27 protein-coding genes and 2 pseudogenes are annotated in these 25,732 nt (G+C 59.5%); 14 read left to right on the top strand and 15 right to left on the bottom strand.

The features are described 5' to 3' along the window. Positions 1-247: 247 nt before the first annotated feature. Together P3T21_RS26745 and P3T21_RS26750 are read right to left on the bottom strand one after the other, a co-directional pair. Positions 248-412 carry a glycine zipper 2TM domain-containing protein gene (locus P3T21_RS26745; protein WP_429259064.1) on the bottom strand — a complete coding sequence of 55 codons (165 nt, stop codon included), beginning with the start codon at positions 410-412 and terminating at the stop codon, positions 248-250. Between the two features lie 373 nt (positions 413-785). After that, positions 786-1,214: a carboxypeptidase-like regulatory domain-containing protein gene (locus P3T21_RS26750; RefSeq protein ID WP_429258979.1), complete on the bottom strand. Its 429-nt coding sequence runs from the start codon at positions 1,212-1,214 to the stop codon at positions 786-788. A 631-nt stretch (positions 1,215-1,845) separates the two neighbouring features. Here P3T21_RS26750 and P3T21_RS26755 point away from each other — a divergent pair. Beyond that, entirely contained in the window at positions 1,846-2,040 is a 195-nt protein-coding gene (locus tag P3T21_RS26755) for a hypothetical protein (protein WP_429258980.1), read from the top strand. Positions 2,041-2,257: 217 nt separating this feature from the next. Here P3T21_RS26755 and P3T21_RS26760 read toward each other — a convergent pair whose 3' ends face one another. The 6 genes from P3T21_RS26760 to P3T21_RS26785 all read right to left on the bottom strand — a co-directional run bounded on the left by P3T21_RS26760 (position 2,258) and on the right by P3T21_RS26785 (position 7,611). Beyond that, a complete protein-coding gene (locus P3T21_RS26760) occupies positions 2,258-2,440 on the bottom strand; it encodes a hypothetical protein (RefSeq protein ID WP_429258981.1) in 183 nt (60 codons plus the stop codon). A 143-nt stretch (positions 2,441-2,583) separates the two neighbouring features. Beyond that, entirely contained in the window at positions 2,584-2,889 is a 306-nt protein-coding gene (locus P3T21_RS26765; protein ID WP_429258982.1) for a hypothetical protein, read from the bottom strand. Positions 2,890-3,091: 202 nt separating this feature from the next. Further along, positions 3,092-5,065: an AI-2E family transporter gene (locus P3T21_RS26770; RefSeq protein WP_429258983.1), complete on the bottom strand. Its 1,974-nt coding sequence runs from the start codon at positions 5,063-5,065 to the stop codon at positions 3,092-3,094. Between the two features lie 111 nt (positions 5,066-5,176). After that, entirely contained in the window at positions 5,177-5,617 is a 441-nt protein-coding gene (locus tag P3T21_RS26775) for an ester cyclase (RefSeq protein WP_429258984.1), read from the bottom strand. Positions 5,618-5,684: 67 nt separating this feature from the next. Then, on the bottom strand, positions 5,685-6,404 hold the full coding sequence (locus P3T21_RS26780; RefSeq protein WP_429258985.1) for a Crp/Fnr family transcriptional regulator: 720 nt from the start codon (positions 6,402-6,404) through the stop codon (positions 5,685-5,687). Between the two features lie 820 nt (positions 6,405-7,224). Further along, a complete protein-coding gene (locus P3T21_RS26785; RefSeq protein ID WP_429258986.1) occupies positions 7,225-7,611 on the bottom strand; it encodes a phage protein NinX family protein in 387 nt (128 codons plus the stop codon). A 361-nt stretch (positions 7,612-7,972) separates the two neighbouring features. On the opposite strand from P3T21_RS26785, the gene P3T21_RS26790 reads away from it, so the two are divergent. Together P3T21_RS26790 and P3T21_RS26795 are read left to right on the top strand one after the other, a co-directional pair. Further along, on the top strand, positions 7,973-8,272 hold the full coding sequence (locus P3T21_RS26790) for a hypothetical protein (protein WP_429258987.1): 300 nt from the start codon (positions 7,973-7,975) through the stop codon (positions 8,270-8,272). Between the two features lie 1,248 nt (positions 8,273-9,520). Further along, positions 9,521-9,823 carry a hypothetical protein gene (locus tag P3T21_RS26795; protein WP_429258988.1) on the top strand — a complete coding sequence of 101 codons (303 nt, stop codon included), beginning with the start codon at positions 9,521-9,523 and terminating at the stop codon, positions 9,821-9,823. A gap of 789 nt (positions 9,824-10,612) precedes the next feature. Here the strand turns inward: P3T21_RS26795 and P3T21_RS26800 are convergent. Together P3T21_RS26800 and P3T21_RS26805 are read right to left on the bottom strand one after the other, a co-directional pair. Beyond that, positions 10,613-10,771, bottom strand: a complete 159-nt coding sequence (locus P3T21_RS26800; RefSeq protein WP_429258989.1) for a hypothetical protein — start codon at positions 10,769-10,771, stop codon at positions 10,613-10,615. A gap of 73 nt (positions 10,772-10,844) precedes the next feature. After that, a complete protein-coding gene (locus tag P3T21_RS26805; RefSeq protein ID WP_429258990.1) occupies positions 10,845-11,090 on the bottom strand; it encodes a hypothetical protein in 246 nt (81 codons plus the stop codon). A 531-nt stretch (positions 11,091-11,621) separates the two neighbouring features. Between P3T21_RS26805 and trhA the strand changes: the two genes are divergently transcribed. Next, a complete protein-coding gene (gene trhA, locus P3T21_RS26810) occupies positions 11,622-12,266 on the top strand; it encodes a PAQR family membrane homeostasis protein TrhA (RefSeq protein WP_429258991.1) in 645 nt (214 codons plus the stop codon). 216 nt (positions 12,267-12,482) lie between these two features. On the opposite strand, the pseudogene P3T21_RS26815 reads toward trhA, so the two are convergent. Further along, positions 12,483-12,743 (bottom strand): annotated as a pseudogene (locus tag P3T21_RS26815) (response regulator); the annotation flags it as partial. A gap of 376 nt (positions 12,744-13,119) precedes the next feature. Between P3T21_RS26815 and P3T21_RS26820 the strand changes: the two are divergent. Both P3T21_RS26820 and P3T21_RS26825 read left to right on the top strand, forming a co-directional pair. After that, on the top strand, positions 13,120-14,250 hold the full coding sequence (locus tag P3T21_RS26820; protein WP_429259065.1) for a sensor histidine kinase: 1,131 nt from the start codon (positions 13,120-13,122) through the stop codon (positions 14,248-14,250). Positions 14,251-14,941: 691 nt separating this feature from the next. Further along, positions 14,942-15,691, top strand: coding sequence for a CBS domain-containing protein (locus P3T21_RS26825; protein WP_429258992.1), 750 nt, complete (start codon positions 14,942-14,944; stop codon positions 15,689-15,691). 200 nt (positions 15,692-15,891) lie between these two features. Here the strand turns inward: P3T21_RS26825 and P3T21_RS26830 are convergent, their stop codons facing one another. Then, positions 15,892-16,065 (bottom strand): hypothetical protein, encoded by a 174-nt coding sequence (locus P3T21_RS26830; RefSeq protein WP_429258993.1) that lies wholly within the window; start codon positions 16,063-16,065, stop codon positions 15,892-15,894. 935 nt (positions 16,066-17,000) lie between these two features. Between P3T21_RS26830 and P3T21_RS26835 the strand changes: the two genes are divergently transcribed. Continuing rightward, on the top strand, positions 17,001-17,276 hold the full coding sequence (locus tag P3T21_RS26835; protein ID WP_429258994.1) for an HU family DNA-binding protein: 276 nt from the start codon (positions 17,001-17,003) through the stop codon (positions 17,274-17,276). A 376-nt stretch (positions 17,277-17,652) separates the two neighbouring features. On the opposite strand, the gene P3T21_RS26840 is transcribed toward P3T21_RS26835, so the two are convergent. From P3T21_RS26840 to P3T21_RS26850, 3 genes are all read right to left on the bottom strand, one after another. Then, on the bottom strand, positions 17,653-18,939 hold the full coding sequence (locus tag P3T21_RS26840) for an NRAMP family divalent metal transporter (RefSeq protein WP_429258995.1): 1,287 nt from the start codon (positions 18,937-18,939) through the stop codon (positions 17,653-17,655). Between the two features lie 551 nt (positions 18,940-19,490). Continuing rightward, positions 19,491-19,961 (bottom strand): PRC-barrel domain-containing protein, encoded by a 471-nt coding sequence (locus tag P3T21_RS26845; protein WP_429258996.1) that lies wholly within the window; start codon positions 19,959-19,961, stop codon positions 19,491-19,493. Positions 19,962-20,101: 140 nt separating this feature from the next. Then, entirely contained in the window at positions 20,102-20,428 is a 327-nt protein-coding gene (locus P3T21_RS26850; protein ID WP_429258997.1) for a hypothetical protein, read from the bottom strand. Between the two features lie 669 nt (positions 20,429-21,097). Here P3T21_RS26850 and P3T21_RS26855 point away from each other — a divergent pair. The 7 genes and pseudogenes from P3T21_RS26855 to P3T21_RS26885 all read left to right on the top strand — a co-directional run bounded on the left by P3T21_RS26855 (position 21,098) and on the right by P3T21_RS26885 (position 25,547). Continuing rightward, on the top strand, positions 21,098-21,292 hold the full coding sequence (locus P3T21_RS26855) for a hypothetical protein (RefSeq protein WP_429258998.1): 195 nt from the start codon (positions 21,098-21,100) through the stop codon (positions 21,290-21,292). A gap of 339 nt (positions 21,293-21,631) precedes the next feature. Continuing rightward, positions 21,632-22,351 carry a Crp/Fnr family transcriptional regulator gene (locus tag P3T21_RS26860; RefSeq protein ID WP_429258999.1) on the top strand — a complete coding sequence of 240 codons (720 nt, stop codon included), beginning with the start codon at positions 21,632-21,634 and terminating at the stop codon, positions 22,349-22,351. Positions 22,352-22,941: 590 nt separating this feature from the next. Then, positions 22,942-23,097, top strand: a complete 156-nt coding sequence (locus tag P3T21_RS26865) for a DUF3309 family protein (protein WP_172167561.1) — start codon at positions 22,942-22,944, stop codon at positions 23,095-23,097. 123 nt (positions 23,098-23,220) lie between these two features. Then, the gene (locus P3T21_RS26870) at positions 23,221-23,397 is read left to right on the top strand and encodes a CsbD family protein (protein ID WP_429259000.1); all 177 of its coding nucleotides are present in this window, start codon (positions 23,221-23,223) and stop codon (positions 23,395-23,397) included. A 96-nt stretch (positions 23,398-23,493) separates the two neighbouring features. Continuing rightward, positions 23,494-23,886: pseudogene (locus tag P3T21_RS26875) on the top strand (PRC-barrel domain-containing protein). Positions 23,887-23,901: 15 nt separating this feature from the next. Further along, entirely contained in the window at positions 23,902-24,330 is a 429-nt protein-coding gene (locus P3T21_RS26880; RefSeq protein WP_429259001.1) for an IS66 family transposase, read from the top strand. Beyond that, positions 24,309-25,547 carry a DUF2252 domain-containing protein gene (locus P3T21_RS26885; protein WP_429259002.1) on the top strand — a complete coding sequence of 413 codons (1,239 nt, stop codon included), beginning with the start codon at positions 24,309-24,311 and terminating at the stop codon, positions 25,545-25,547. Before P3T21_RS26880 ends, P3T21_RS26885 begins: the two co-directional genes overlap by 22 nt. Positions 25,548-25,732: the final 185 nt, after the last annotated feature.

Below are 25,732 nucleotides of genomic sequence, written 5' to 3' on the forward strand. Positions count from 1 at the left end.
AATGCGCGCGGTTTCGGCGGACGGATGCCGATAGATGCAATGAGTCCCCGAAGTTGTAGCAGTGAGATCTCTTGAAGGGATCTACGCGCGCCGCTTTCGACGGGCGGTACATGTCAAGAATGCCCTCGCCGGGGCGAAGCCAGCACTCGACGTCATCCTGAACGGTCACCATCTTCTATTCACACCGTGGCGTCACCTCACCGGGAAGATATCCACGGATGATGCTGCTCCGTCCAGGCTCGCCCGGCTATTTACCGATCTGGTTGCCGACCACGCCACCTACGACCGCGCCGCCGACTGTGCCCACCGCGCTACCGCCTGTAAGCACAGCACCACCGACGGCGCCTATCCCGGCACCAGCAGCCGTGTCGACGCCTCGCTGGGACATGCCAGAGCAACCCAGGCCTCCCATTGCGACAAGGAGCGTTAGCGTACCTATTGAAAATAAGCGAGTGCAGTTCATTTTGATACCACCTATATACGTAAGTGACGCAATCCGACGCGTCTGCCATCAAGGGCCACCGATACAGGTTTCACTCGCCCGCCAGTAGACACTCTCTTGATACACGAATTGCCGGTTCCCGTCGGTCCGGCAGCGTACACGTCCGGCCGCTCCCATCTTTGAGATGCCCGATGGTGGAGGAAGCCGCTAAAAATAAATCGCAGGCGCGTGCGGATACGATTTAGTCGAATCCCAATGCAATCAATCTCTACGGGCGAAATCGTTTTAATATCGACGAACCGGCGGCGGCATCTGCTTGAGCTAACCATTCACGTCGCGGCAACTACATCGCCCAGACAAATGTCAGGCGCGCGTGAGCGTCATTTGTAATATTCATCGTACGATGTTCGGCTTGCCCCTTATAGCTAACGCTGACCGTGTAATGTCCACTGGGGAGAGAAACCAGCATGAATGGGCCATCCGAACTCGTCTCCAGAACCGTGTTCCCTTTGCCATCCGTGATCGTGACGGGGACATCCGAGAGATATTGATTCTGATTGCTCGTCTTGCCGACGAACGTCAACACCATGGGGTAGTTGTGCATGACGTCTTTGATCGCTCGTGCCTGGTCGCTCCCGATCCCCCCCGTTAGATAGGTCACGTCCCCGGCATGCTGTATCGCCGGAAGGTCCATCTCCGCCGCAATCGCGAGATTCACGCCGAAAGCCGCACCTAGAATCAATACCCATTGCAAGACGTTGCGCTTTTTCATGTCAGACTCCAATGAACACATCCATCCCACGGTGCATCGGCCTGCTCATGCCTCGGGTAGTGTGATCATCGCGACATCAGATTGAATGCGCACATTGCGCTGTGCTTCAACTTTTAACGAGTATGGTGTTCACGATTGCCGGCATTGCCTTGATGCATCGCATCCGCAGAGCCCAAATCAGCTCTCTTTGAATTTCGCCGTAATGGCAGCAGCGGCCATTGCAGACGATCGAAGATTACCGTTCTGTGTGCGGCGTGTCATGGGAAGTCCACGACACTCACATAGACAGTGCGCGCAATACGAACAGTAGTCGGTACGGTGGCGTACTGGTTCCGGAGCGACATTGCCAACCTGCGCCGACGCAGCCTCAAAATGGAAAATACACAGGTATCTACGTCAATGAGTAACCGCGGGTTTTTGACAAACTGGCTGACACGCTTTGATATGGATTGGTTGATTCGCCCGTTCAGGCAACTGTGCAAACCAGTAACATATTCGTCGAAACAGCTTCCACAGTATGCCTTTGTGAGATCTGCTCAAGCCACTCTCAAAGGGGGAGTCGAGTAGACGCTACCGTACAGACGAAAGAACTTCGTCCGGATCAAGATGATCTCAATAACAGGAGGCCATCATGTACATCCAACTTTCACCCGAGGCCATCCAGATTCTCAAATCGCTTGACCGAATTCCAGATCCACAAGCGCAGACACTGCGCCCGGTGGCGGTGGAGCTATTGACGCTCGGGCTTGCATACGAGTCGCACAGCTATGGTGACATCAATATGACCGCTGCGGGCCGGCTCTGGCTGAACCAGCATGCGGTGTAGCTCGCAATTGCGCGCCGAACCCATTGCGCTACCTGCAGTGGATGCTCAGCCGCCTGGCGAACCTGTCCCGGGTTCAGCCAATGGCGTAGTTGCAGTCGGGCCTCCGAGACAGTGGAGGCCCACGCGCGTCATGCCGGCAGCGAAGCGACCGCTCATCGGGTTATCCTCCCTGGGCTTGCTGCCATCCTTGCAACGCGCAATAAGTGAGCGGTTGCCGTTATCCGGCCTTGACTCGCAAGTGCTTCCCGTGTGATTTCTTTTGATCGGATTCGGAGCGGATTTTCGTCACGCCACCGATCGAGGGCGGGTCGCTAGCAGGAAAAGTGTCCTCGACAGCTTCGTCAACGTTGAGTTCGGTCTTGTCGCCGTTTGGATGTTGCTCTCGACTCTGGGTGCGCATAGTCGCCTCCGGTAGTGAGTACGTGGGACGATGACGTCCCGGATTGATGAGCATGGCGCGATTCAATGGCAGAACCGGGCAATGCGGTGGGCGGGCGCGGCACATGCTCAGCTGCGAGTACCGGCGCACGCACATGCAAACGCCTAACGTTTGCGCGTGGCACGGAGTTTGGGAGTCTGCGTGTTGGCATTCGCATTATTCTGTGTGCGTTGCTGATACGCATCGCCACCGCGCCGGTCGGTATCGGTCAGGCCGCGCGACAGGTCCTTATGCGCCTGCCGTCCAACATCGCGCGTACCTTCTTCATGTTGTGATTCCACAGACTGGTCGGTCTCGTGCGGCAGCGGTGCAACGTCCTCGTAGTCGCCATCCACCGGGGTGGCGGCGATGCACCGGCTTACTGCATCACTGGGGGCGGCGTTGGCGGACCTCTGTTCGGCAGGTTTCATCACAGGCTCCTTTCCGCAACGAAGATCCGGATCGTCTGATCCAGATATCGTGTACGGCTAGCGGGCGACATCATCGAAGCCGGGACGTTTTCATCCCGGCAGTGAATCGCAGTCGCGTCTTCGCATAGCGACCGTCCAGACATGACGGGACCCTGGTGAACAGGTTCTCACGTACACAATACGTATGTCTGTACGGTACCGGTCAACACTCTTCATTCAAAGCCTCGGAACACGCGTCCTCCGTGGCCGGATTGTCGAGGCACGCGTCAACCATCTCCCGAACCGAAGTGGCATAGCAGTCAGCGCCGATCGCGCTCTGGAGATCTTCGCTCCACTGATCCGTATCGCCTGTCGGCCAGAGCCCCACGACGATGGCTGCTTCCGGCAAGCGCTGGCGCACCCGTCGCAGAAGATAGCGCAGGTGCGACGGGATGCCATCAATGTTCAGATAAAAGATACACACCGTCGTCGCGGCGGCGACATCCAGGCTGCCGATCCGGGCGCGTGACGCCTCATCATGGGAGATCACGCGGCAATCGAGCGCATGCTTTCCGAGCAGTTGGACGAGAATGCTCGACGCCAACTCGTCGAGCGGTCCCCTTCCCGCTATGCAAAGGACCTGATTCGCCGCGCGCCGCGCCAAGAGGGTTTCCACACCCGGAGATAGAACAAACGGAGCCGGTTGCGGCAATACCTTTTGTTCGGCGCCGGCGAACGCCAACGCGCCCCAGTTGCCGCCCGATTCTGCCGCAGTGGGGTCAACGTCCTCAAAGCCCTCCAGACCTTCGACCAGGTCGCTCACTGTGGTCCCGATTCGCGCCAGTTGCGTGGCGGTTACGCCGCCTCGCAATACATCAATGGCTGCAAGCTGCAATGCCTTGAGGGCGACTTCATCGTAGTAAGAGGAGAGCGAGCGGTCGCGTAGCAGTACCTCGGCTTGCTCGAGCGCTTCATCCGGATCGCCGGCCAGCGCCCGCTGGTAAAAGTTTTCGACCGGAGTAAGCGCAGGCTGGTCACCCAGCAATACGTCAAGAAATTCGAGGCGCGCAACGTGGCGGCCGAGGACAAGGAGACAGAGCGTCAGCGGCGTGGAGAGGATGAGTCCGATTGGCCCCCATATCCAGCTCCAGAAAATCGCGGATACGACAACCGAGAACGGTGAAAGGCCGGTACTGTGGCCATATAACATCGGTTCGACGACCTGACCGACCAGAAGTTCGACGGTCGCGAAAAGGATCACTGACCAGATCGCCATCGACCACTCCGGACTGACTGCCGCAGCGAGTGTGGTAGCCAGAAGAGCGGAAATCCATATTCCAACGTAGGGGACGAGTCGCAACAGAGCAGCCAGAATGCCCCACAGCATCGGGCTGGGTACCCCAATGAAGAACAGGCCCGTCCCGATAGCGACGCCCACGCCCGCGTTTACGCCGAGTTGCGAAACAAAATACCGGCTGAGGCGCCGCGCGGCTTCGTCCATCGCGGTGGTGGTCCGATGCAGATCTCTCGAACCAAACAATCGAATTGCCCGGTCCCGAAGATCGTCACGCTGCAGCAGAATGACAATGGTCACGATGAATACGACGAACGTCGTCGCGAGTGGGCTAATGACAGGAGACACCACCCGCCGCGCCAGCTGAAACGGTGTCAGCACTGGCTCTCGCACTTCGACTGGAATTGCTGCGGACGGTTGAGCGTCGGAGTGGCCAGAAGTGCTCCCGCGAGTCGCTTTCGGCTCTTCACCGGTGGCTCCCCGGAACGCGTGGCCGGCTGCTTCCGCCAGACGATTCAGTGTTCCGATCGTCATGCCATGCACGACGTCGACCTTCTTTTCGATGGTCGCCTGATAGCGAGGGATGCCGGCTGCGAGATCCGTCATCTGGGTAGCGATTACGCCTCCCAGCAGGACGATCACCGAGAGCGACATCATTACCGCAACGAGAACCGAAGCCACGTGGCCGAGTCTGAAGCGACCCAGAAAATCGGCCAGAGGGGCAACCAGGAAGCTGAGCAGAATGGCAAGCGTGATCGGTATAAGGACCTCTCGCCCAAAATAGAGGGCTACGACGATCGTCACGCCGACGGCGAGCGTAATCAAACCCTGCAGGCTGGGAGTCTCAGGGGGCTCGACATGCGCCGCAGATCTCGCGGGGCGCCGTTCCATGGATTCGGACATCGTGGACTCGTGGTCTCAATACCGTCGGTTCTCGTGGGTGGTGTCGGATCAGTGGAGAGGCCGAGCCGTGCGTTAAGCATCCGTACCCGCCCCCGTCGCCATTGCGCCGTCTCAGGACAGCCTTGGAGGCAATTCCCCTAGCTGGCGAAAAACACTTAACCAGTCCTCCAGGTGCCACGTTTTCGCGATCCGCCCATCGCGGAACTCGTGGAACGAGTGAATCGCGAAATGGAGCGGCTTTGACGTCGCAGCAATGCCCATGAGCGGCCCGGACTGCGTGCCAGTGACCTCCGCGCGCACTGCTACCTTGGGGTCGTGGATCAGGACATCCAGAATCTTGATCTCCATGTCAGGCAGCGCCGACGACAGATCCGCAAACACTGGAATCATCTTGTCCGGACCCGGCAACTGTCCAGGAGACTCCGGGATGTACTGCCAGTCAGGCGTCACAACCTTGCGAAGAAGGGAAATATCCTTATGCGCGAAAGCCCGGTACAACAGGTCAACGGTTTCCCGCATCGCAGCGTGTGCGGCGTTGTTCGTCGTTTCCATAATGCCCCCTTTTCCGACGGCGTCGGATAGAAAAGACTGCACTCACTCTATTGCAAGTCCGTTCTCTCTATGGCGCAGCCAGATCGGGGAGCAATCGGTCGAGTTCGCGTTTCACAACCCGATAGCACTCGCACGCACGGTTTTCCAGACTCCGCCTGTCCAGCACCTCGATATAACTGTCGCCGCACCGGATCACACCGGCGTCCTCCAGTTGCCCGAGGGCTTTCCTGGTGCTGGCTCGTCGGAGGCAAAGCGCGTTGGCCAGCAGTTCCGGCGATACCTTTGGCTCGTTCGAGGGCAGGCGGTCAATACCGAGCAGCAACCACCGGCACAGTCGCTGGTCTGTCGAGTGGTACTGGTTGCAAACAACCGTCTGGGCGATCTGCGCGAACAGCGCCAGCGTGTAGCGTAGCAACAGCCACTGCATCACGCCTGCCTGACGAAACTCTTCCTTCAGGATCGGTGCGCTCAGTCGGTATGCCTCGCCCGGGGTTTGCACGACCGCTGTATTCGTCGTTGTTTCGTCACCCATAAAAAGCTCGGTGCCAACCAGGCCATCGTTGCCAACGACCGCTATTTCTGCTGATTTGCCGTCCGGCATCGTCTGCCGTAGTGAAACTATTGATGTCGTCGGAAAATAAACGTGGTCGAGGTGTTCCCCAGCCTCGTACACGACAAATCCCGGCGTCATCTCGACCGGAACCAGCTGCGTTTTCAGACGCGCCAACTCCGTTTCGGGAAGAAGGCCCAGTAGCCGATTCTCCGTGGGATGAAGATCATTTTCCATTTGCCACTCCTCTTCAACCTGTCAACCGCAGCGGACACCTGATTCATCGAAAGTGACACCTGAATTACGGGTGTACGAGGATGTTGAAAAGCCTCTCACGTCCGGCAGGGGGTGTCTGTACGGTATCGGTCCGACGTCAGTCCGTTAGATAAACGAGCCGCTATCCGATGAACATCTGTGAGCTTGCTGGACAGGGGCTTCGAAGCGTGGTCTGCTCGCGTCAGGATCCAGAGCGCCAAAGAAGTGTTCGTCGTTTTCATCGGCAATCGTGGCGAGTTAGGGTAGAACCCGTCTTCCCTGTGGCGTCAGAGAAAGGAACTGGACGCGGTTGTCCTCCTCACTCGTCCAGGCGAAAGCAGTCGCCCATACGTCCGACTGCCGGCAGAGCCGATTGGCAGTTCATGGCCGAACCCGGTCCGATGGCGAACTTCCGTAATCGACATACTTCTGCTGGTGGACGCCTCATTGTGTGAAGGTTCGCTTTCTCAGTAATGGTGCCGTTGGCTATCGCGGCGCTGTTCGTTTTCGCCTACTTCGTTGACCGCCGACACGGGCACTTTAGGCGGCCTCAGTTCCCGCCAAGGGGCTCGACGCAATCTTTGGCGTGCCCGTTTGCCTGGCCGGCTTTTCATCATCACCTCCGGTCGCCCGAACGCAGAAAAATCGTGCTACACGAAGGACGGCGTGACAATCGTGCGCGGGCCGACGGGGTATGCCAGCTCTCTCGATCGCAACATGCCGATCGAGATCCGGCAGCGGTTGTTCAGTGACGGGTACGCAAGCACCAAGGCGGCTCTGGAGAAGATTGTGGCGGGGCAGACTATTCCGGCTTAGTCCCGGTCGTCGCCTCGTCAGGCACTTCCTCGCCGAACTTGTCTGCAACGCAGGCACGCATGGCGGCGATCAGCGGCGTTTTTCCATAGAAGCAAAAACCAGCCGGTGTGGATGCTGCGTAACCGCCGTGGTGCAGTGTGCCGACATTTGTGTTGACGCGGGGTAGGCAGTAGTCTTCACGCTCGATGATCGGGCCGCCAACGGCCCAATCGCTCGCAGGAGAGAACGCTGTGTCTAAGGCGCCCGCTGGGTCACCATCGCAAGCAGGCTCTTCCACCCAACATAGCCCATCGTCGATATGCGGATGAAGTAGATCTTCCGCTCGTGCTACCCAGTAGTCCAATAGGACTCCCTCCAGCTCAGCAACCTTCATGGTCCCTCCTAGCCTGCCTTCCGGCGGCGCGTCAATTCCCCGTTAGCCCGTCATCGTCGATCTGCAGCTTCCTGGTCTGCGGAATCCCTCGTTTCAGCCAATATAGGCACTTCAAAACCGGCACTTCAAACTCGTCGTCTTCAGCGTTTACCCTACAGTCGCACTCGCCGCACAGCCAGTATGCCTGCCAATCGGCGGTAGCCGGACGGAACTCGTCGCGCTCGAGCGGATGTGGCGCGGTAGCGGTAGGTTGAGTGTGTCTGTTGCCGCCCCTTTCGTCTGGCGGTGCCCCAATAACCTCACCGTAGCCCCGTTTCCACATCCCGCTCATCGAACCGGACGTGCGCTACTAACGCATCAAATGGGCTCGATCACAACGTCGCATATCGGTGACGCCCGCGGCGATCCAGATGCGCGTGCCTGCCGGGAGGGAAATCACGAGCGCAGACTACCCAGCACGATTCGCAACATGTCGGCATCGACCGAGCCGTACGGTGTATTGATTGCGGACATAGAAGTACCTGTCTCTGGCATTCGTGGTGCGGTGCCGATCATTCACAACAGCGCGCAGGCGTTTCTGGATGCCCGGGACGGTCGTCGTCAATCCCTCCGCTCCTGCATTTTGCGAAACGTTGGCATCCACTTTTTCCAGCCGGTCTGAACCTGGGGACGAAGGCTCGCCCTGATTGGTCGTCGCTTTAGTGACGCGCGTCGCCGCGAGGCAGAGCCGGTCTTAGCCAGAAAGCGCGCCAGAAGGGTTCGTTTTCGTGCTGCCTTGCTGTACAAAAATGTCGCTCATCGAAGCGTTGATGGCGGCCTGAACGCACGTCTCGAGAGCCGCTGTCGGCTCTGAAAACAATCATGCTGCCAGTGCAACAAAGCTGTTTGTACGGTGGGTAGTGGGCGCGTTCATCGGCCAGATTTAAGCGCCACCTCAATCCCTCCACCGCATAGACAACGGCGGCATATTGCCCGTGGCGCGAGATGGCGCACAAATCTCTCGCGGCGTCACTCCTTCGCGGAGGCACCGGAGATCCGCTTAACGTGCGGTGCGGTGAGCCTATCGAAGCAGTTCAGAATTACGATGATGAGAAGCAGGGCTAATACGACAAGCTGCCCAACCAGGAAAACCGGCACGGCAAATATGGCCCACAGCACCAACCTGAGCATCTCGCCTCCCTGGACTATGCGATAGGTCGCCGGAAGCTGGCGGCGACCTTAGCGGCTCGTTCCGAGGGCTTGCTGTCAACCCTCGAAAGCATCATATCGCGACCCGTCAACTCTGTTTGTACGATAGTGGACGCAGTCCGCCGACGGGCTGAGAGACGCGTCAACTGCAGCGCTGCCCCCTGAGAGCGACCAATGACGGCCGCCAAGCCGTTGCAAAGCGGGAGGGTTGAGCGCGAAGTGTTGTCGGGTCAGGCGAAGGCTCGAAGAAACGCCAAAGAATGGATGGCGAGCCCCCTTCTTTTTATTCTGCGAAGCAAAACCGTTGACGCTGACCGGCCGTGCTGCTTGACGTTGTCTAGTAAGCTGTCGTAAATGCGGTTCGTACGGTGTAGTTCCCGCACGGCGCTTATGTAGTCCGTCCCGATGGCGGGCTTTTGTTCGGCGCAGTTCTGCTTCGGGAGGATTCGCGCGTTCATTCAAACGTCTGCCAACAAAAACGGAGACGTCTCCAATATCGAATGGATTCAACCACCGGGGCTTGCTTGCGGAATGCCATCAAGCAGCAGTGAATCAGGAAGGCGTCCCTGCCCAAAGCCCGTCCGGGTGGCGGGGATTCCCAATGCCGCATGGGCCTGCCGGTTTCCGGGCGGAGTTATCTTGCCTGGCGCACACATCAATGCAACATTTCGCCAGAAAATGTACTACAAATACACATGCGCGAAGACCAGAAAGGACGGTTATGTATGAGGATCATTACCAGAGAATTGATTTCCTGCATGGGGTGTTGCTCGCCCGTGGTCAGGGTGGTCAGCTGACCTCGGCATTCACCGTGGTCAACGAGGTCGAGGCGAGTCTGAAGGCGGACGGGCTGCTTGGACCGCTCGAGTGCCTGCGTGTGAATGCCGCGAGAGGCGCGCTGCATCGGCGCTCGCTGCGCGCGGCCCTGGTCTCGGCGCGTGGCGCGCTTGACGCGGCGCAATACCCACCGTCGAAATACGATGCCGAACTGGCCGCCGCCCGCGCGAAGGCCACCTACTGCTGACAGCCTTTCCGGAAAGCAACCTGGAATTTCACCTCAATGACCCGCTTGCCCAATTCGTAAGCCAGCAGATCGCTGCACGATCAGGAAAGGAACATCACCCATCTGGCCTGCGGTCGTCCACAATTTCTGCGGGCAACCAATGTCTGGCCGAAACCGGCAGCGTCAGACCTCCTACGGCCCGCTAGTGGCGCCGCAGGTCTGATCATCAGGTCCAAGCGGACCCGATAACGGTAAACATCAATTTAACGGACAACAAAACCGCATTAGTCTGTAATCGGCTGCGGCGCTCTCAGGCGCAGTGGCCGCCCCCGGCTTCTGCTGGTCCTTGCGACCGGCTGAAGCCGCTCAGCCAGAGCTTCCTCCGCCCTGGCTTTTATGCGCGTGCAGATCTAGCCGTCACCGCGTGGCGGAGATGTTGGTGCGGTGTGCAGGGAGGCCGCGACAACCCATCGCTGGGCGCTCAACCGCCGGGTGATGTCGGTCAGTGCCGTGGGCGACACTGACTCGGACGTGACCGTCATTTCGTCGAAGTCGTGCTTCCTGCTGCAATGAACCGGGATGCGTTTCGCGTGCGCGGCGTGCTGACCCAGAGCCTGCCAGACCCGATTGATCCTTAGCTGGCCTGCCGCAGCCCGCACCGTGAGGCTCGACGGGGCGGCCCTGATTGGGTCCTGGTCTTGAGAGGTCATTTCAGTGGTTGTCAGCTCAACAGGTGCCCGTCGCCGAGCCTGTGGAAAATGCAGGTCAACATGGCGACCGAGACGAACGGGCAGGAGACGAATAGCGGTGTCAATGCCGGCGCCGCGTCACCTCCCATCTGTGACGATGGTCCATCCGCCTGAGCAGGCGTTCCCGTAGATGCTCGCGCCGATAGTGCCCCACGACCAGCGTGGCGGCGATTGCGAGCGCGAACGACCCAACGATCACGCCGATCCAGGATTCGATCATGGCAAACGCCCTGCCGACTTCGACTGTCTGTTACAGCTTCAGTGTAGGTGCTGATTATCCAGCATCGTATCAATTACCCGCTTTTCTTCAGCGCATCCGCAATCCGATCCAGTTGCACGAGTAACGCCGCAGTCCGCGCCGCGATGGACTCGGAAAGCGCCGGTGTAGCGAGCAACGCATCGATCCGCTTTCGCCAGTAATCGGGTTGCGCTACTGGATTTTTCCGATCCTTAATATCACCGTTCTGGATTAACCGATCGAGTTCAAGCACCATTTTCCGGATATGAAAAAACTCTTCCTGGTCGTGATCATCCGCCATGGTCCTTCACCTCCAGCCCTTATTGGTGTTTTGCGTTCGGCGTATTTTACAGAAATATTACATTGGCTTGACATGAAGGACGCCTGAATCGGCCTGAACTGTCGATATTGTGGCGGAAAAAAAGGAATATCGCTGTCCCGACGTCAACAATATCGACCCGTCCTTGCTGATTGATTATCTTGATTACCCGGCGCAGTTCATACCGCTTTATTGCCAATGAGAATCAATAACCAGCCCCGCGCAATGCGGGGGCGAAGCGATATACGAGTGATCTGATTCACAGTATTTTAACTTTCTTATTATGCGGCAATGGGAATCCTGGAACAGCTTCACTGATTGATGCAGCGGAAAGAGACCTGGGACTGGACGACAGGCTGATGAACCTGAACAGTTACGCGTCAGCCCAGACCTCTCCAAAGTAGTTCCTCCCGCACCGATGACGGGATGCGGGTGGCCTTCCCGCGACACGCCGCATTGCCACGCCTGCCCTCCTGCGGATAATACGAAGCAGATTTCTTTACCCGGTGGGCCATGAGACGGGACGACGTTCGGATGCAGACGCTGGGCGAAGAAGTGGCGAACACGCTCATTCACGCAACCGGACTGATACTCGTCGTCGTCATGGCGTTCATCGTCTGGCCGCTGCCACGCACCGCTTCGAACCGGGTGCCAATGCCGGCCGCCGCGGTCTATCTGTCGACGATGGTACTGCTGTACGCAACATCGGCCGTGTACCACGGGCTGCCGCCCGGTCGGGCCAAGCGACTCTGCATGAAGCTTGACTACTGCACGATCTATCTGTTTATCGCCGGTAGCTATACCCCTTTTGCGCTCGGCGTCCTGTCCGGACACGGAGGCACGGCACTGCTGCTCGTCATCTGGGCCCTGGCGGTAGCCGGCATCGCATTACAGGTCTTCGGCAAGCTCGCGCATCCGCTTCTGTCGACGGGGTTCTATCTCGCGATGGGATGGGCGGTGCTCGCCGTCGCATGGCCGTTATTCGCATTGCTGCCCACAGTGGGTCTGGTCTGGTTGCTGGCAGGCGCTGCCTGTTACACCGGCGGGGTCGCTTTTTTCCTGATGGATAGCCGGCTGAAGTTCGCCCATTCGATCTGGCATCTGTTCGTGCTGGCGGGTTCGGCCTGCCATTTCATCGCAATCGTTTGGTACGCCTAGAGCCGGTCGGAGTAGTGGGCGCCGGCTGGCGACCACTATGGGCATCGCTCGAAGCCGTTCATCCGGCCTTGCATCATCTGCTTGCGATGTGTCAGCTGCGACAGCCACAGCCGCAAGCGCGGATACCGCGGTCAACAGTGCGACGGCATCGACCGGTTTCTGGAGGAACAGATTGTGTAAATCAGGGGGGCCGGCAGGCGGCAGGCTCAAGGAAGAAGCCAGAATGATCGGCACGCTGGCCAGCACCGGATCCTTTCGGAAAATCCGGCATAGCTCGGGGCCGTCGATACCAGGCATGTCCCAGTCGGTCAGCAGCAGATCCGGCCGGCCGATGCGCGCCAGGGCCCAGGCCGAGCCACCGTCAGGTGCCCAGACGACCTCGAACCCGTTCATGCGAAGGACGGTGGTCCATGCCGCCGCCGTCAGCCTGTCATCGTCGACGAGGAGGATCAGAGGCCGTTGCTCCTGTTGGTCCACTTTTCCCGCCCCCGGTTTGTCTTGAACAGGAAGGAGCAGCAAAAATCACGCCGCGCCATGCGGAGCCATCGTGCCGCCTGACTGTTCTGCACCGGAGCGTTGATGCGCAGCGGCCGGCGCATCTCGAATCCGGATGGCACCCACGCCGCTTCCCCGCGAGAACGCACAGCGCGCGTAAGATGTATCTACACGCAGGCGGAAAGGTAGCTGTTGCCGGAAAATCAACCGTTCACGGCGACTGCCGCGCACAAACCATTTGCCCTGGACGGGGTTGAGCAATTTTGTCCGGGACAATGATGGCGTCGCCGCAGACAGCGTCTGGCCGCGACCGCTGGCCACTAATGAAGTGCCGCAGACTGGCGTCGGGGGTTGCATCATGATGCACGTTTTCCTGGCTAACAATCGCCATGAGCTGATAGAAAGATGCCGGGCTAAGGTCGCGCAACGGCCCGCGCGGGCGGCAACTGCGCAGCAACTCCAGAATGGGGTGCCGCTGTTCCTGGACCAGCTCATCAGGACGCTGCGGATGGAGCAGACATCGGAGCCGATGGACAGCCGCCGGATTTCGGGACCCTCGGGCGGTGGAGCGTCGTTATCGGAAATTGGCGAGTCAGCCGCACAGCACGGGCGCGAACTGCTGGCGCTCGGGTTCTCGGCAGATCAGGTCGTGCACGACTACGGCGACCTGTGCCAGGCCGTTACCGATCTCGCGTACGAGCGCGATGCGTCGTTTCAGATCGACGAATTTCGCACCCTCAACCGCTGTCTGGACAATGCAATAGCCGATGCGGTCACCGAATTCAGCTACCAGCGCGATTTTGCAGTGGCGGACAGACAGGCCATTGAAATGCATGAGCGGCTGGGATTCTTCGCCCACGAACTGCGTAACCTGCTTCAGACTGCCACGCTCGCGTTTACCGCCGCCAAAACCGGAAACTTAAGTCTGTCCGGCGCCACGGGGGCGGTGCTGGAGCGCAGCCTGGACGGGCTGCGCGATCTGATCGCGCATTCACTGGATGAGGTCCGGACGTCAGCAGGAATTTCCGTGCAATCCAGGAAGTTTTCCGTTGCCGATTTCATTGCGGAAGTCAAACGTGCCGCCGACCTTGCGGCCCAGGTTCACGGATGCATATTGAAGGTGTCCGCAGTGGACCCGCGACTCGCCGTCAGTGGAGACCGTGACCAGCTTTACTCGGCGGTCGGAAACCTGCTGCAGAACGCCTTCAAGTTCACACACCCTCACAGCGAGGTGACGCTGGACACGTATGCCGTGTCGGATCGCATCCTGATCGATGTGAGAGACCAGTGCGGCGGTCTGCCGCCCGGGGATGCAGAACGGATGTTCCTGCCGTTTACCCAGAATGGCGAGGACAGAACCGGACTGGGACTGTCCATCGCGCGGCGTAGTGTCGAGGCCAATAACGGGATGCTGAGCGTGCGCGATGTGCCAGGCAAAGGCTGCGTCTTCACGATCAGCCTGCCCCGGTATGCCATGACGGAAAGCTAGGCGCGAGCGCTGCCTGGCCGCCCTGTAAGTGCCACGTGATCACGGAAAATGTCCGGCTGCGATTGCAATCAGGATGCGAAACGACGCCGCGAAAAGCGGGGGAAGGAGCATCAAAAAGTAAACGGCCCGCGCAGACTTACCGCAGGGAAAACGGCGGCCTCGGATGTCGCCGACCGTCGATATGGGCTTTTGCATATTCAACGGCAAACATGCATGCCGCGCTCTCGGACGCGAAGTAACCAAGAATGCCAAATGTTTCGCGTCTGCCGTTCCGGTGCGTGACTATCGCGGTTGCGGCGTAGCCTGGGATGGAAATCGGGGCGAGAGGCATGATGGTCGATGCCTTGTATTCCACGGGATCAGCGTGCATGGCATGTCGCTCCTTGTCGTCGTTCGGCGGCCAACTGTGAGCCTCAATTATTTCATCCTAGGACGAATGTGTGACGATCAAAAGTGTGCAGCGCCGAATTGGCGGCAAGGGCGGTCGACGCGGCCGAGGTCAACCCCGCCCAACTCCGCAGTGGCGGCTAAGCCAGGTCGAGGGGAGAAGCCACCCACCAGAACCATCGGGTAACGAACAGGCAGCAAGCCCGTCCACGCTCACCGATGCGCAGCCTGTGAGGCCTGCCATTTGCTGCTCACTGCGTTGTCAGTCACGTCCTTTCAATGCAGCCGTACGAGGAGTAACGCCATGTTAGTCAGAGATGTGATGAAAGAGCCGGTTTGCGTTCAGGCGGAAGAAACGCTCGATGCTGCAGCCCGCAAGCTGAAGAAGGAAAATATCGGTGCCCTGCCCGTGTGCCTGAACAACAGGGTGATCGGAATGATTACCGACCGCGATATCACGATGCGCGGCGTCGCGGATGCCCGCGACGTCAGCAAGATGACCGTACGTGAGGCGATGTCGGCCGAGGTCCTCTTCTGCTTCGAGGATGATCGGGCCGAAGACGCCGAAACGATCATGCGTCAGAATCATGTGCAGCGTCTGGCCGTCCTCGACCGGGGAGACCAGCACCTCATCGGCATCATTTCACTGACTGCGTTAAGCGGCGGTGTCTCCGAACGACGGCCTTATGAGGTGATCTTCCATAAGACGTTCACTGATCATCGCGGCCACCCCCATCACAGTGAGTTGATGCGTATTACCGTGGCCAAAGGCACAAAAGCAGAGGCGATCAACACCGCCACCCGTCAGTTTGAAGAGATGAACAAGGTCAAAGCCTGGCATCAGCTCGCTGACGGATATGACGTCACGAGCGTCCATGTCGATGCGCGGGGCGCGACGGTTGAAGAACGCGAGCCGACTTCAGAGAGGGAAGCCCGGATACTGCGCCGGGCCCGCGAACTGTGGGAGCGCGCGGGTACCCCAGAAGGCCAGGACGAGCAGATCTGGGGACAGGCTGCCGGTGAGATCGATCGCGAGGACCACCCTCCGGACTGATGCGTCGCGAGACAATGAGCCTAAGCAGAGGGACCAGGTAGCCGCTATCGTACAGACGGCAGGGTTTCGTCCGATCCAGGCTGATCCCCGCTCCAGGAGGTCACCATGTACATCCAGCTCTCGCCCGGGGTCGTCCAGACTCTCAAGTCGCTCGACAGGATTCCGGGTTCCCAGGCGGAGACGTCGCGCCCTATGGTTAACTAACTACTGACCTGTTTCTTATGTGATTTCTTGCGGTCCGGCTCCGGTTTGATTTTTGTTACGCCGCCGATCGAGGGCGGATCGCTCGCCGGAAAGGTGTCCTCGACGGCCTTGTCGACGTTGGGTTCGCTCTTGTCGCTGTTCTGATGTTGTTCGGGATGGTAGATACGCATGATGGCCTCCGGTTGTGAGGGTTTGGGACGATCGTGTCCCGGAAATATCAGCAAGGTGCGTCCGTGCGGCAGAACCAGGCGATGCGGCTGGGACGTGCGGCACCGTCTCGGGCGTGAGTGCCGGCGAGTTTCATCACAGGCTCTGTTGTGCAAGGTAGATCCGGATCGTCAGGCCGGAGATCGTGCGCGGCTGGCGCGCACCATCGCGGCCGGGACGTTTCTTCAGCCCGGCGGTGAGTCGTAGTCGCGTCTTCGCAGGGCGGCCGTCCATACATGACGGGACCCCGCTGGCCATGTTTTCCAACCGCGACGAAGGCCCTACCTCAATCCGACATAGCCGAGCACGAACAGGACGATGACCACGGCTCCCACAAGCCAGACGATGTTGTACATGACGCTCTCCTTAAGTTCGACAGCCCCTTCACAGCCGCGCGACGTGTGGATTGCGACCAGCTGGCGAAACGTGCCGTGGCATCTGGCGTTCTGTCACAACAAGGACGTGCTACGTTGCGCCGGTGACCGGCTGTCCGCGAATGTCTTGGCTCGCGGGAACGACCCGGGAATCATTGGTGCGCGCAGGGTGTAACACGAGGTTCTCACCTGCGCCCCGGTACGTCTGTACGGTAGCGGTCAACGTCCTTCACCCGATGCGTCCCGATGCTCCTGCCCCATCGGATGGGCGAGTCAGTCAGGCGGGCACAAGGCGACCCTGAACATTAAACGGCGGTGTCGAACGAAGGCAGCAGCCTTATGGACTTTGACTGGGATGGGCATTGGACGGGGATCGGGGCCGGAGCGGACGAGCAGTTCGAGCGGTTCGAACGCTTCAAGGCTGGCTAGCCGCATCACCGGGTGCAAAATAAGCGCGATTACCCGAGAATATCCGGGCGTATTCAGATATCTGGGTTACTCACCTGATCCGAAAGGAACTGACCATGAACAAGCAGGAACTCATCGATGCAGTATCGGCCGTCACCGGCGACATCAAATCGGCCACGGCACAAGTCATCGACGCCTTTACCGAGATCGTGGGTGCCGCGTTGGCGAAGGGCGATACGGTGCAGTTGATTGGCTTCGGCTCGTTCGGCGTCGGCGCACGCGCCGCACGCACGGGGCGCAATCCCGCCACGGGCGAGGCAATGCACATTGCTGCCGCAAAAACCGTCAAGTTCACGGCAGGCAAGGCCTTCAAGGAGCGAGTGAACGCGTGACAGGCAGGCGCATCGTAATCGCAAAGGGGCTACCGTCGGGTAGCCCTTTGCATATCCAGCCCGGCCCGACCAGCTGTCTCGCGAGTACGACCTGAGGTGCCGTCAGGATTCGTGCGCGGTCACCCCGTTCGCGAGGGTTTCAATGCATCGTGCCAGGAAGGTAGAGATTGCAGCCGGGCATTCGGGTATTCGGGCGGTCATGCGGCACCTCCCCGATTGCCGGCGCGAAACGCAATGGGGCGCCGCCATAACCGGGGTCCGTCTTGCCACCGACATTGATCGTCGCGGTCGCAGCGACGGCCGCGTAAAGACCTGCGGCCGATTCCGCGCCAGAACCTGGCCCGCCCGGACGATTGTCATGTGTCGGGCGCGCTTCCTACAGAAAGCAGAACATCCCCACAACAGCAGCGGCCATCACGGCCGTCGCCAGCCAGCCGCCGATCCGCAGCGCGCCTGAAATGCGGAACGTCCCCATGATGTCTGGATTCGATGCCATCATCATCATGAGCACCATGATCGGGACTGAGGCGACGCCATTGATGACGGCACTCCAGAAAAGAGCCTTGATCGGATCAATCGAGGTGAAACCAAGGGAGAGGCCAACCACCGTAGCAAGAATGATGATTCCGTAAAACCGCTTGGCGAGCCTCGGTTCCAGCTCCAGGCTGTTTTTCCACTCGAACGTGCCTGCCATTGCATAGGCCGCAGAACCGGCCAGGACCGGTAGGGCAAGCAGCCCGGTGCCGATGATGCCAATACTGAACAGCAGGGACGCAAACTCACCGGCGATCGGCCTGAGCGCCGAGGCGGCTTGTGACGACGTCTGGATATCGGTAATGTGGTGCGCGTGCAGGGTCGCGGCCGTGGCGAGAACGATAAAGAATGCGATCAGGTTCGAAAATCCCATGCCGATCCACGTATCGAATTTGATCCGTTTCAGATTTGACGCGCCTTGAGACGGCGCATGCTTGAGCGCGCGCTGACCATGTCGTGCCAGCAGTTCCTCGACTTCCTGCGAGGCCTGCCAGAAAAACAGGTAGGGGCTGATTGTCGTGCCGAACACCGCGACGACGGTTGTGATGTAGTCGCCGTTCCACGACAGATGCGCAAACACGGTCCGGATTGCGACGGTCATCCATGGAATCTGGACGGCGAACACGACGCCGACGTAGGCAAACAGGACAAGCGTCAGCCATTTGAGAACGCGGACATAGTTTCGATACGGGACAAAAACCTGCAAAACGAGCGAAAGCAACGCCAGGCCGACCGTGTAAACATGCGTCGGTCCACCGATGACCAGATTGACGGCCGCGCCCATGGCCGAGAGGTCAGCCGCAATGTTGATCGTATTCGCCACGAGCAGGAGAATAACCGTGCCGTAGAGCAGCCACGCCGGATAGTGACGTCGAATATTGGTCGCCAGTCCGTGGCCGCTGACCCGACCGATCCTGGCGCTGATGACCTGGATGGCCACCATCAGCGGATAGGTCAGCAGGATCGTCCACAGGATGTCGTAGCCGAACGCTGCGCCTGCCTGCGAGTATGTTGCGATGCCGCTCGGGTCGTCGTCAGCCGCCCCGGTAATCAGACCGGGCCCTAACTTCTCGACCCACGAATTGACGTTGGTGTGCGGCGTTGACGACGGATCAATATCGGATTCCATACGGGCTCGATAGCATGGGCATTTGAACCGACGTTCGTTCGTCGCTGCCACGTCGTGGTCGACCTCACGTCACACCAAAAAGCTCCTCTGACCATAATGCATATTCAGGAATTCGCGAACCGCGTAAAGCCATGGATCAAACATCGGATCTGAGGCCAGATGAGGCTGCCCGAGCACCAACCGTCAGCTTTCGCACGAATTGGACGATTACTCGAATCCGCAACACACCTTGTGCGGGCATGGGTGCTCAACTTCCTGAACCGCGCTTGCATCATATGCGTGACGACCCTGTGTAGATCGCCTCGGAGGGCCGGATGTTTTTGCGCTCGCGCAACGCCGTGGTGTCCATTGCAACGGCTTCAGTCGTGTCTTCCCCGTCAGGAAGAACATCTCGGGAACGCGTTTCTGCGCAAGCCCGCGCCAGTAATCCGTCTCACGAAGCTCCTTCGGCAACTGCTGGTAGCAGGAAAAGGCCGGCCTTGCGGCCGGCGTTTCGAACAGGTGGCGAGGGCGTCCGGTTGGTTCGACACCCCGATCTTTGTGCAGGTGACCTAAAGATCGAGCGTCCGGCCTTCGACTGCGCCCCGGGTGGCCAGCCAGTAGGGCCGCTGGTTGTAGTACTCGTGCAGCGACGAACCCCACTGCGGGTCCGACATCGCGGGCCAATGGTCCTTGTCGAAGCCGGGCGCGCTCTTGATGCGCTCGGCGGTGATGTCGAGCCGGAAACACTTCTCGTTGGTGTCCAGGGTCAGCGCGCTCCACGGGATGGCGTAAAGGGTGTTGCCCATACCCAGGAACCCGCCGCTGGACAGGACGGCGTACGCAATCCGGCCGCCACGCACGTCAAGCATGATGTCGGAGATTTTCCCGATATCTTCGCCATCCGAAGTGATGACCTTGTCGCCGTCGAGCGTGGCTGCCGCCATCACATCCGGGCCGGGGCCTTCGCCAGTTCCGCCGCCGACAATCTTCGCGCCGCTGCCACCCGTTGCAGATTGGATGCTGGGGTCAAGTGTGGTCATGATGTTCTCCTCGTGAAAAGACCAGACCTTCTATCCAGCAACCGTCATGCCATGGGCGAACGCAGACACGGATTGGTGTGCGACAGTCAACGTTACCTTCGTGCGAGGCACACGGCAGGGTTGCCCATACTAAAAATGCGTTAATGCAGCTGTTTTTTCAGATCGGAAAGTTCGGCATGGACCGAGGTGACTGCACTTTTTACTTTCGCATTTACATTGGTTGCACGTTGACACGCCTGCTCTGCACGGTCGCCGACCTGCTCCAGGTCGTCTATCCATTGACGCATGCGATTTTCGTCTTTCGACTCCATTATTTTCTTTGCGCCTTCGGACTTCTTGTCCAGCTGATCAACGCAGTCCATAAGCTCCTTGGGCAGCGTGGCGTCGGCGTGACAGGCCTGCGAAGCTTTCTCGATGGTTTGCTCCAGGTGGGTGAAACGCTTCTGGATTTCGCTAGCTTGCAGCATGATGAAACTCCCCCTCGAAGGTTGTTCCAGGGTAAGTTGGGGCGCCGTTTTCCCGGATCCCAACGTGGTACCGTCAGTCCCGTCTGCCTGAGCCAGCTGGCATAATGCTGCGCCGCGGTTCCCAGCCAGTCGACGGGTGGCGGCCTGTTTACTATAGAACTCTCCACTGCAATCAGACAGGTCCCATTCGCTGCGCGCGTGGCGGAAGCGCGCGGGAAGAGGTCACCCGTTTCCCAGACTGTTGAAGAAGTTCGCCAAGGTGCTGTTTGTCTGGAACCGTACAGGTTGCAGCGCCGTGCGCTGCACCGACCGATCCGACCCGGGACCATCTGGACCGCAGCGATCGGGCGATAGTGGCGCATCGAGGTCGGAGGCGTCATGGGGTGATCTCAGGACACGCATTTCCTTGTGTGCGCGTCAGTCGCCGCGTGTATCGAACGTGCCGCGTTGCAAAAACCGGTTGCTACATCGCCGTTCGATGTATTCGCTGTGGAGACGGACGGCAGGATCAATCACACGATGGAACAGGGCAGCGGTGGACGGCGACAATGAACTTGTCCGGCGCATTGACTCATCAGAATTGCAACTCGCGCTGACCTGTTGCCTCACGTAGTTTGCTACCCGTCGGATTGTCCGGCGGGAGCGGCTGAGGTGACGAGGCAAATCAGCATGACGACACGCAAGGAGTTGGTCGCAGCATTGAAATTGCGGTATGGCAGCGCGGGTCTTGCCGTCGTGAAAGCGGTCGCCGAGTCGCATGGCGGCACGGTGTCGACTACCAGTGCCGGCCCCGGTACGGGCAGCGAATTCACGCTCCGGCTGTCGATCGTGCTGGAACGGCGCATGGCTGGCGAGCCGGTGTGATGGCGGCTATGCAGCCACCCGTTTCAGTCTGCAGCCGCAGCTTGCCTGCCGTGGAGCGGCACACTTTCTTTCAACTGAAAGAATTGCCACCGAAGACACATCCAGCCATGGCTGGCAGCCGTTACAGCGCGCCGCGATGTGCCACCGTGGCGCGCGAACTATAATTTCAAGAGGGTTCAGTCAGACTCGGCGTTCATAGGACGCCGCTGCACGCTGCGCCGCAGGGCATTCTCGCCAATTCGTCTGAGGCGTTCACGTATCCGCCCTTGATACCTGATATGTTTAAGAACAATCCGGCGAAACAGTACGGTTTCTGGACAGGATGTCGGGGAGCGAGACATGGAAAACGAGCAACATTCCAGAGAAAACCACCTGCTTTCGGTTCTGCCCGAAGCAGAGCGGGCGCGCGTGGCGCCGCATCTCATACCGGTTGAAATGCCACTGGGGCAGGTCGTGTACGAGTCAGGCGATCGCCTTGATCACGTCTATTTTCCGACAACGTCCATCGTATCGTTGCTCTATGTGATGGAGGATGGCGCGTCCGCCGAGATTGCGATCGTGGGCAACGAAGGGATCATCGGTATTGCGCTCTTCATGGGCGGTGAAACGACGCCAAACCGGGCAATCGTGCAAAGCGCAGGCCAGGCGTATCGACTGGACGCGCGCATCCTGAAAGAGGAATTTCATCGCGCCGGCCCGGTTCAGCGGTTATTGCTGCGCTATACCCAGGCATTGATCACCCAGATGGCCCAGACCGCCGTCTGCAACCGGCATCATTCGATCGACCAGCAGTTGTGCCGCTGGCTGCTGCTCAGCATGGACCGCCTGCCGTCAAACGAGCTGAAGATGACGCAGGAACTGATCGCCAACATGCTTGGCGTGCGGAGATCCGGCGTGACGGAGGCGGCGCTGAAACTGCAGGACGCGGGGCTGATCCGCTACGGTCATGGCCACATCGAGGTACTGGATCGACCGGGGCTCGAAAAGCGCGTGTGCGAATGCTACGGCGTGGTGAAGCGGGAGTTCGACCGGCTGTTGCCTGATCTGAAGGCGCTATAAGAAGCGCGTCATTCGTGCACGGCGCGGATCGCTCAATGACTCGCGCCCTGCCCATGTCGTCGAGTGCGGCAGGGGCTTTGCTGCACAGGCGAGTAGCGAAGAGTCGGCGGCATGCCCCTGCGGTAGTCTGGGGGATACGGCTAGCACTGTTTACTAGGGCGCGCACGCAGTTGAACCCTGGCGTGAAACAGAGAAATCTTCGCACGCGAGCGGACCGCCGCAGAACAGAATACGGTGCTTTGACGGTGTGTTGCAGAGCGTCATCTGGATCGAGCCGAACGATTTCGCGGTCGGCCAGAGCGCACTCGGAGCGACACCGGCAACGGCCGCCGGGGCCGTACGCAGGCACGCGGTGTTCGCGTACGCGGGGCGACAATCGGGATATCTCGATGTACACCACCGTACCGACTGCGTGGCGAATCAAGGTCACCCTCACTCTACCGGGCAGGCCTGTCCTGAGTAGTGCGGATACCCGCTTGCAGCAAATTGAACGTTGCGGAGATGCCTCGCGAAAGGCGTGAAGATTCAGCGCACCTGGCGAGAGAGCGGCGACGGGCTGGTCGAAACGCGCAGTCGAAAGGAGAAGTTCCATGTTGGGAACAATATTGATAGTCGTGCTGGTGCTCGTGTTGCTCGGTGCGATACCGACCTGGCCGCACAGCCGTTCGTGGGGTTACATGCCCAGCGGCCTGTTAGGCGTTGTGCTGGTCGTCGTGCTCGTGTTGCTGCTACTGGGCAGGATATAAGCTCAAAATTCCTGTCTGGATGATCCCGTCGCGGGCACCCGTTGCAGGGCCGTCCCATCAGCAAACGAGCGGCCGGCACGCGTCGATACGTTCGGTCATCCGTCACTTTCAAGGAGCAATGTCATGAACAAGGAGCAGCTGAAAGGCCGTGTCAAGGAAGCAAGTGGAAAACTGAAGGAAGTAGTCGGCAAAGCCACGGGAAATAAAACGACCAGGCTGAAGGGAGCGGTCGAACAGGTCGTCGGCAAGATCCAAGCCGCGTACGGCGATGCGAAAGAGCAACTCAGGAAGCAGCCGTAGGGTGTTCCGCGGACGGGTTCTGAAGCGCTACGCAGTGGGAAAAAGTGCTCCCGTGACGCATTCCGGACGTATGCATCTGAACCGCGGAGGTGTCTCATGAAACGGGTAATCGCTCTGGTATCGACGGCTGTGCTCGCAATGGCTGTGACCGCTGGAACGCTCCAGGCCCAGGGAACGCCACAATCCATCACGGAGAAGCGCGTTGATGTGGTCCAGGTGTCGACCGGGTATCGAGCGTCAAAGATCACCGGATCGCCCGTTTATGACCGCAACAGGGACAAGATCGGAACGATTGACGATCTGATCGTCAGTCCAACCGATCGGGCTTCCTACGTCATCCTCTTGGTGTGAGGATTTCTCGGTATGGGAACCCATCTCGTCGCGGTACCGTTTAGCAGCCTTCAGTTCGTCGATAAGCAACTGCGGCTGCCGGACGCGACCATTGAGTCCCTGAAGGCATTGCCCGAGTTCAAATACGCGCCTGACTAGCCGGTGCCGTCGGCCATGACTACGCCTGAGCGACGCCCGAAAATGAGAGCCGAACATAGCGAACCGGTGCTCAAGTGCATCACCGGTCTGATGACGCGGCCCCCGCACCTCGTCACACCCGGCGGCCTGCGAGACAAGGCGCGTCGTTACCGCGCCCGGCCGTGGCCGAAGCTCACCCGCCACATGGGGAATGGAGGGGGGCGAGTGGACATCGATCCGTGCGAGAGCGCGATCCGCTCATCCGAGGCAAGGCGGAGTGGACTGTTCGCGGACACAGTCGAAGGCGCAAAGGCGCGTGCCAACCTGAACCCGCTGATCGAAGCGTGCAAGATGAACGGTGTCGAGCCGTATCGCTGTCTCGTCACGTTGTGCCGCGCATTGCCGCTCACCACGATCGCCGACAACTACGAGGGATTGGTGCCGTGGCTACTCGATCTCGCGTGAAGACCGCTTACAGACCGACGCCCGCAAGTGGGCGCCAGGCAGCACTAATTGCGCTCCGGAACCTGAAGATGGCGCGGTCAGCACACGCCTATGTCCGGGGCAATACCGTCAGATTTTACGAATGGCTTGAAAGCCTGGAGAGCCACACGTTACCGGAAGGACCTCCCGTCTGGATTTGCGGCGACTGTCACGTAGGCAATCTGGGGCCCATCGCGAACGCACGGGGACACGTCGAGATACAGATTCGCGACCTCGACCAAACGGTTGTCGGCAACCCGGTCCATGACCTCATCCGCCTCGGATTGTCGCTGGTTACCGCCGCCCGCGGCTCTGATTTGTCGGGCGTGATTATCGCGACCATGATTGAAATGATGATGGAGGGCTACGAGCGCGCTTTCGACAAGGCGTGTGAGGATGCAGACGGAACCATTGAAAGTCCGGAGTGCGCCCGGGTAATGATGAGACAGGCATGGAAGCGGACGTGGAAAAATCTGGCCAGGGAACGCATCGAGAACACTAAGCCCACGATTCCTTTAGGCAAGACATTCTGGCCCTTGTCCCGGGACGAAAAACGCGCGGTCAAGCAGCTGTTTGCCGATGAGGTCGTTGCACGCCTGGCCACCTTATTGCGTTCGCGCGACGAAGGCGCGTCGGTCGAGGTGCTTGATGCAGCTTATTGGGTAAAAGGCTGCAGTTCACTTGGCCGCTTGCGCGTTGCGTTACTTCTCGAGGTCGGACGTGACTCTTCCCGCGAGGATGACCTTTGTCCGATGGACATCAAGGAGGCCATCCAGGCCGCTGCTCCTCGATACCCGGCGGTCAGGATGCCGCGAGACAACGGCCAACGCATCGTCGAGGGAGCTCGCCACCTGGCGCCATTCCTGGGCGAACGCATGCGCGCGTCACGCTTTCTCGACCGGTCGGTGTTCCTGCGCGAACTGCTTCCTCAAGACCTGAAAGTGGAAATCAACCAACTCGCTCGTGATGAAGCAATGAAAGTCGCACGATTCCTGGCGCTGGTCGTCGGAAAGGCCCATGCCATGCAAATGGACGCGTCAACGCGCGAGAGCTGGCGGGTGGAGCTGCAGTGCAATCGTTCAAAAACGCTCGATGCGCCCTCCTGGCTGTGGGCCAGCATCGTCGAACTTGTGAGCAGGCACGAACTGGGCTATCTTGAGCACTGCCGCAGATATGCAATGGACTCCGCGGCAAGATAGGACGGGCGCAGCCCAGCACTACAGATCGGCATGGCGACCGCCCCTCTGCGTGATGACCGCGCGTGCCGCCTGACGCGATCATCACCCGGGGACCGTGCTGCCGGTTCGGTCCCCACTGACTCTCTCCTACCCCACCGCATGGCGCGAACTTCCAGTCGGTCCGTATGAACGATGGCCCCACTAGC

This window comes from Paraburkholderia sp. GAS334, assembly GCF_050436625.1.
GTDB lineage: Bacteria > Pseudomonadota > Gammaproteobacteria > Burkholderiales > Burkholderiaceae > Paraburkholderia.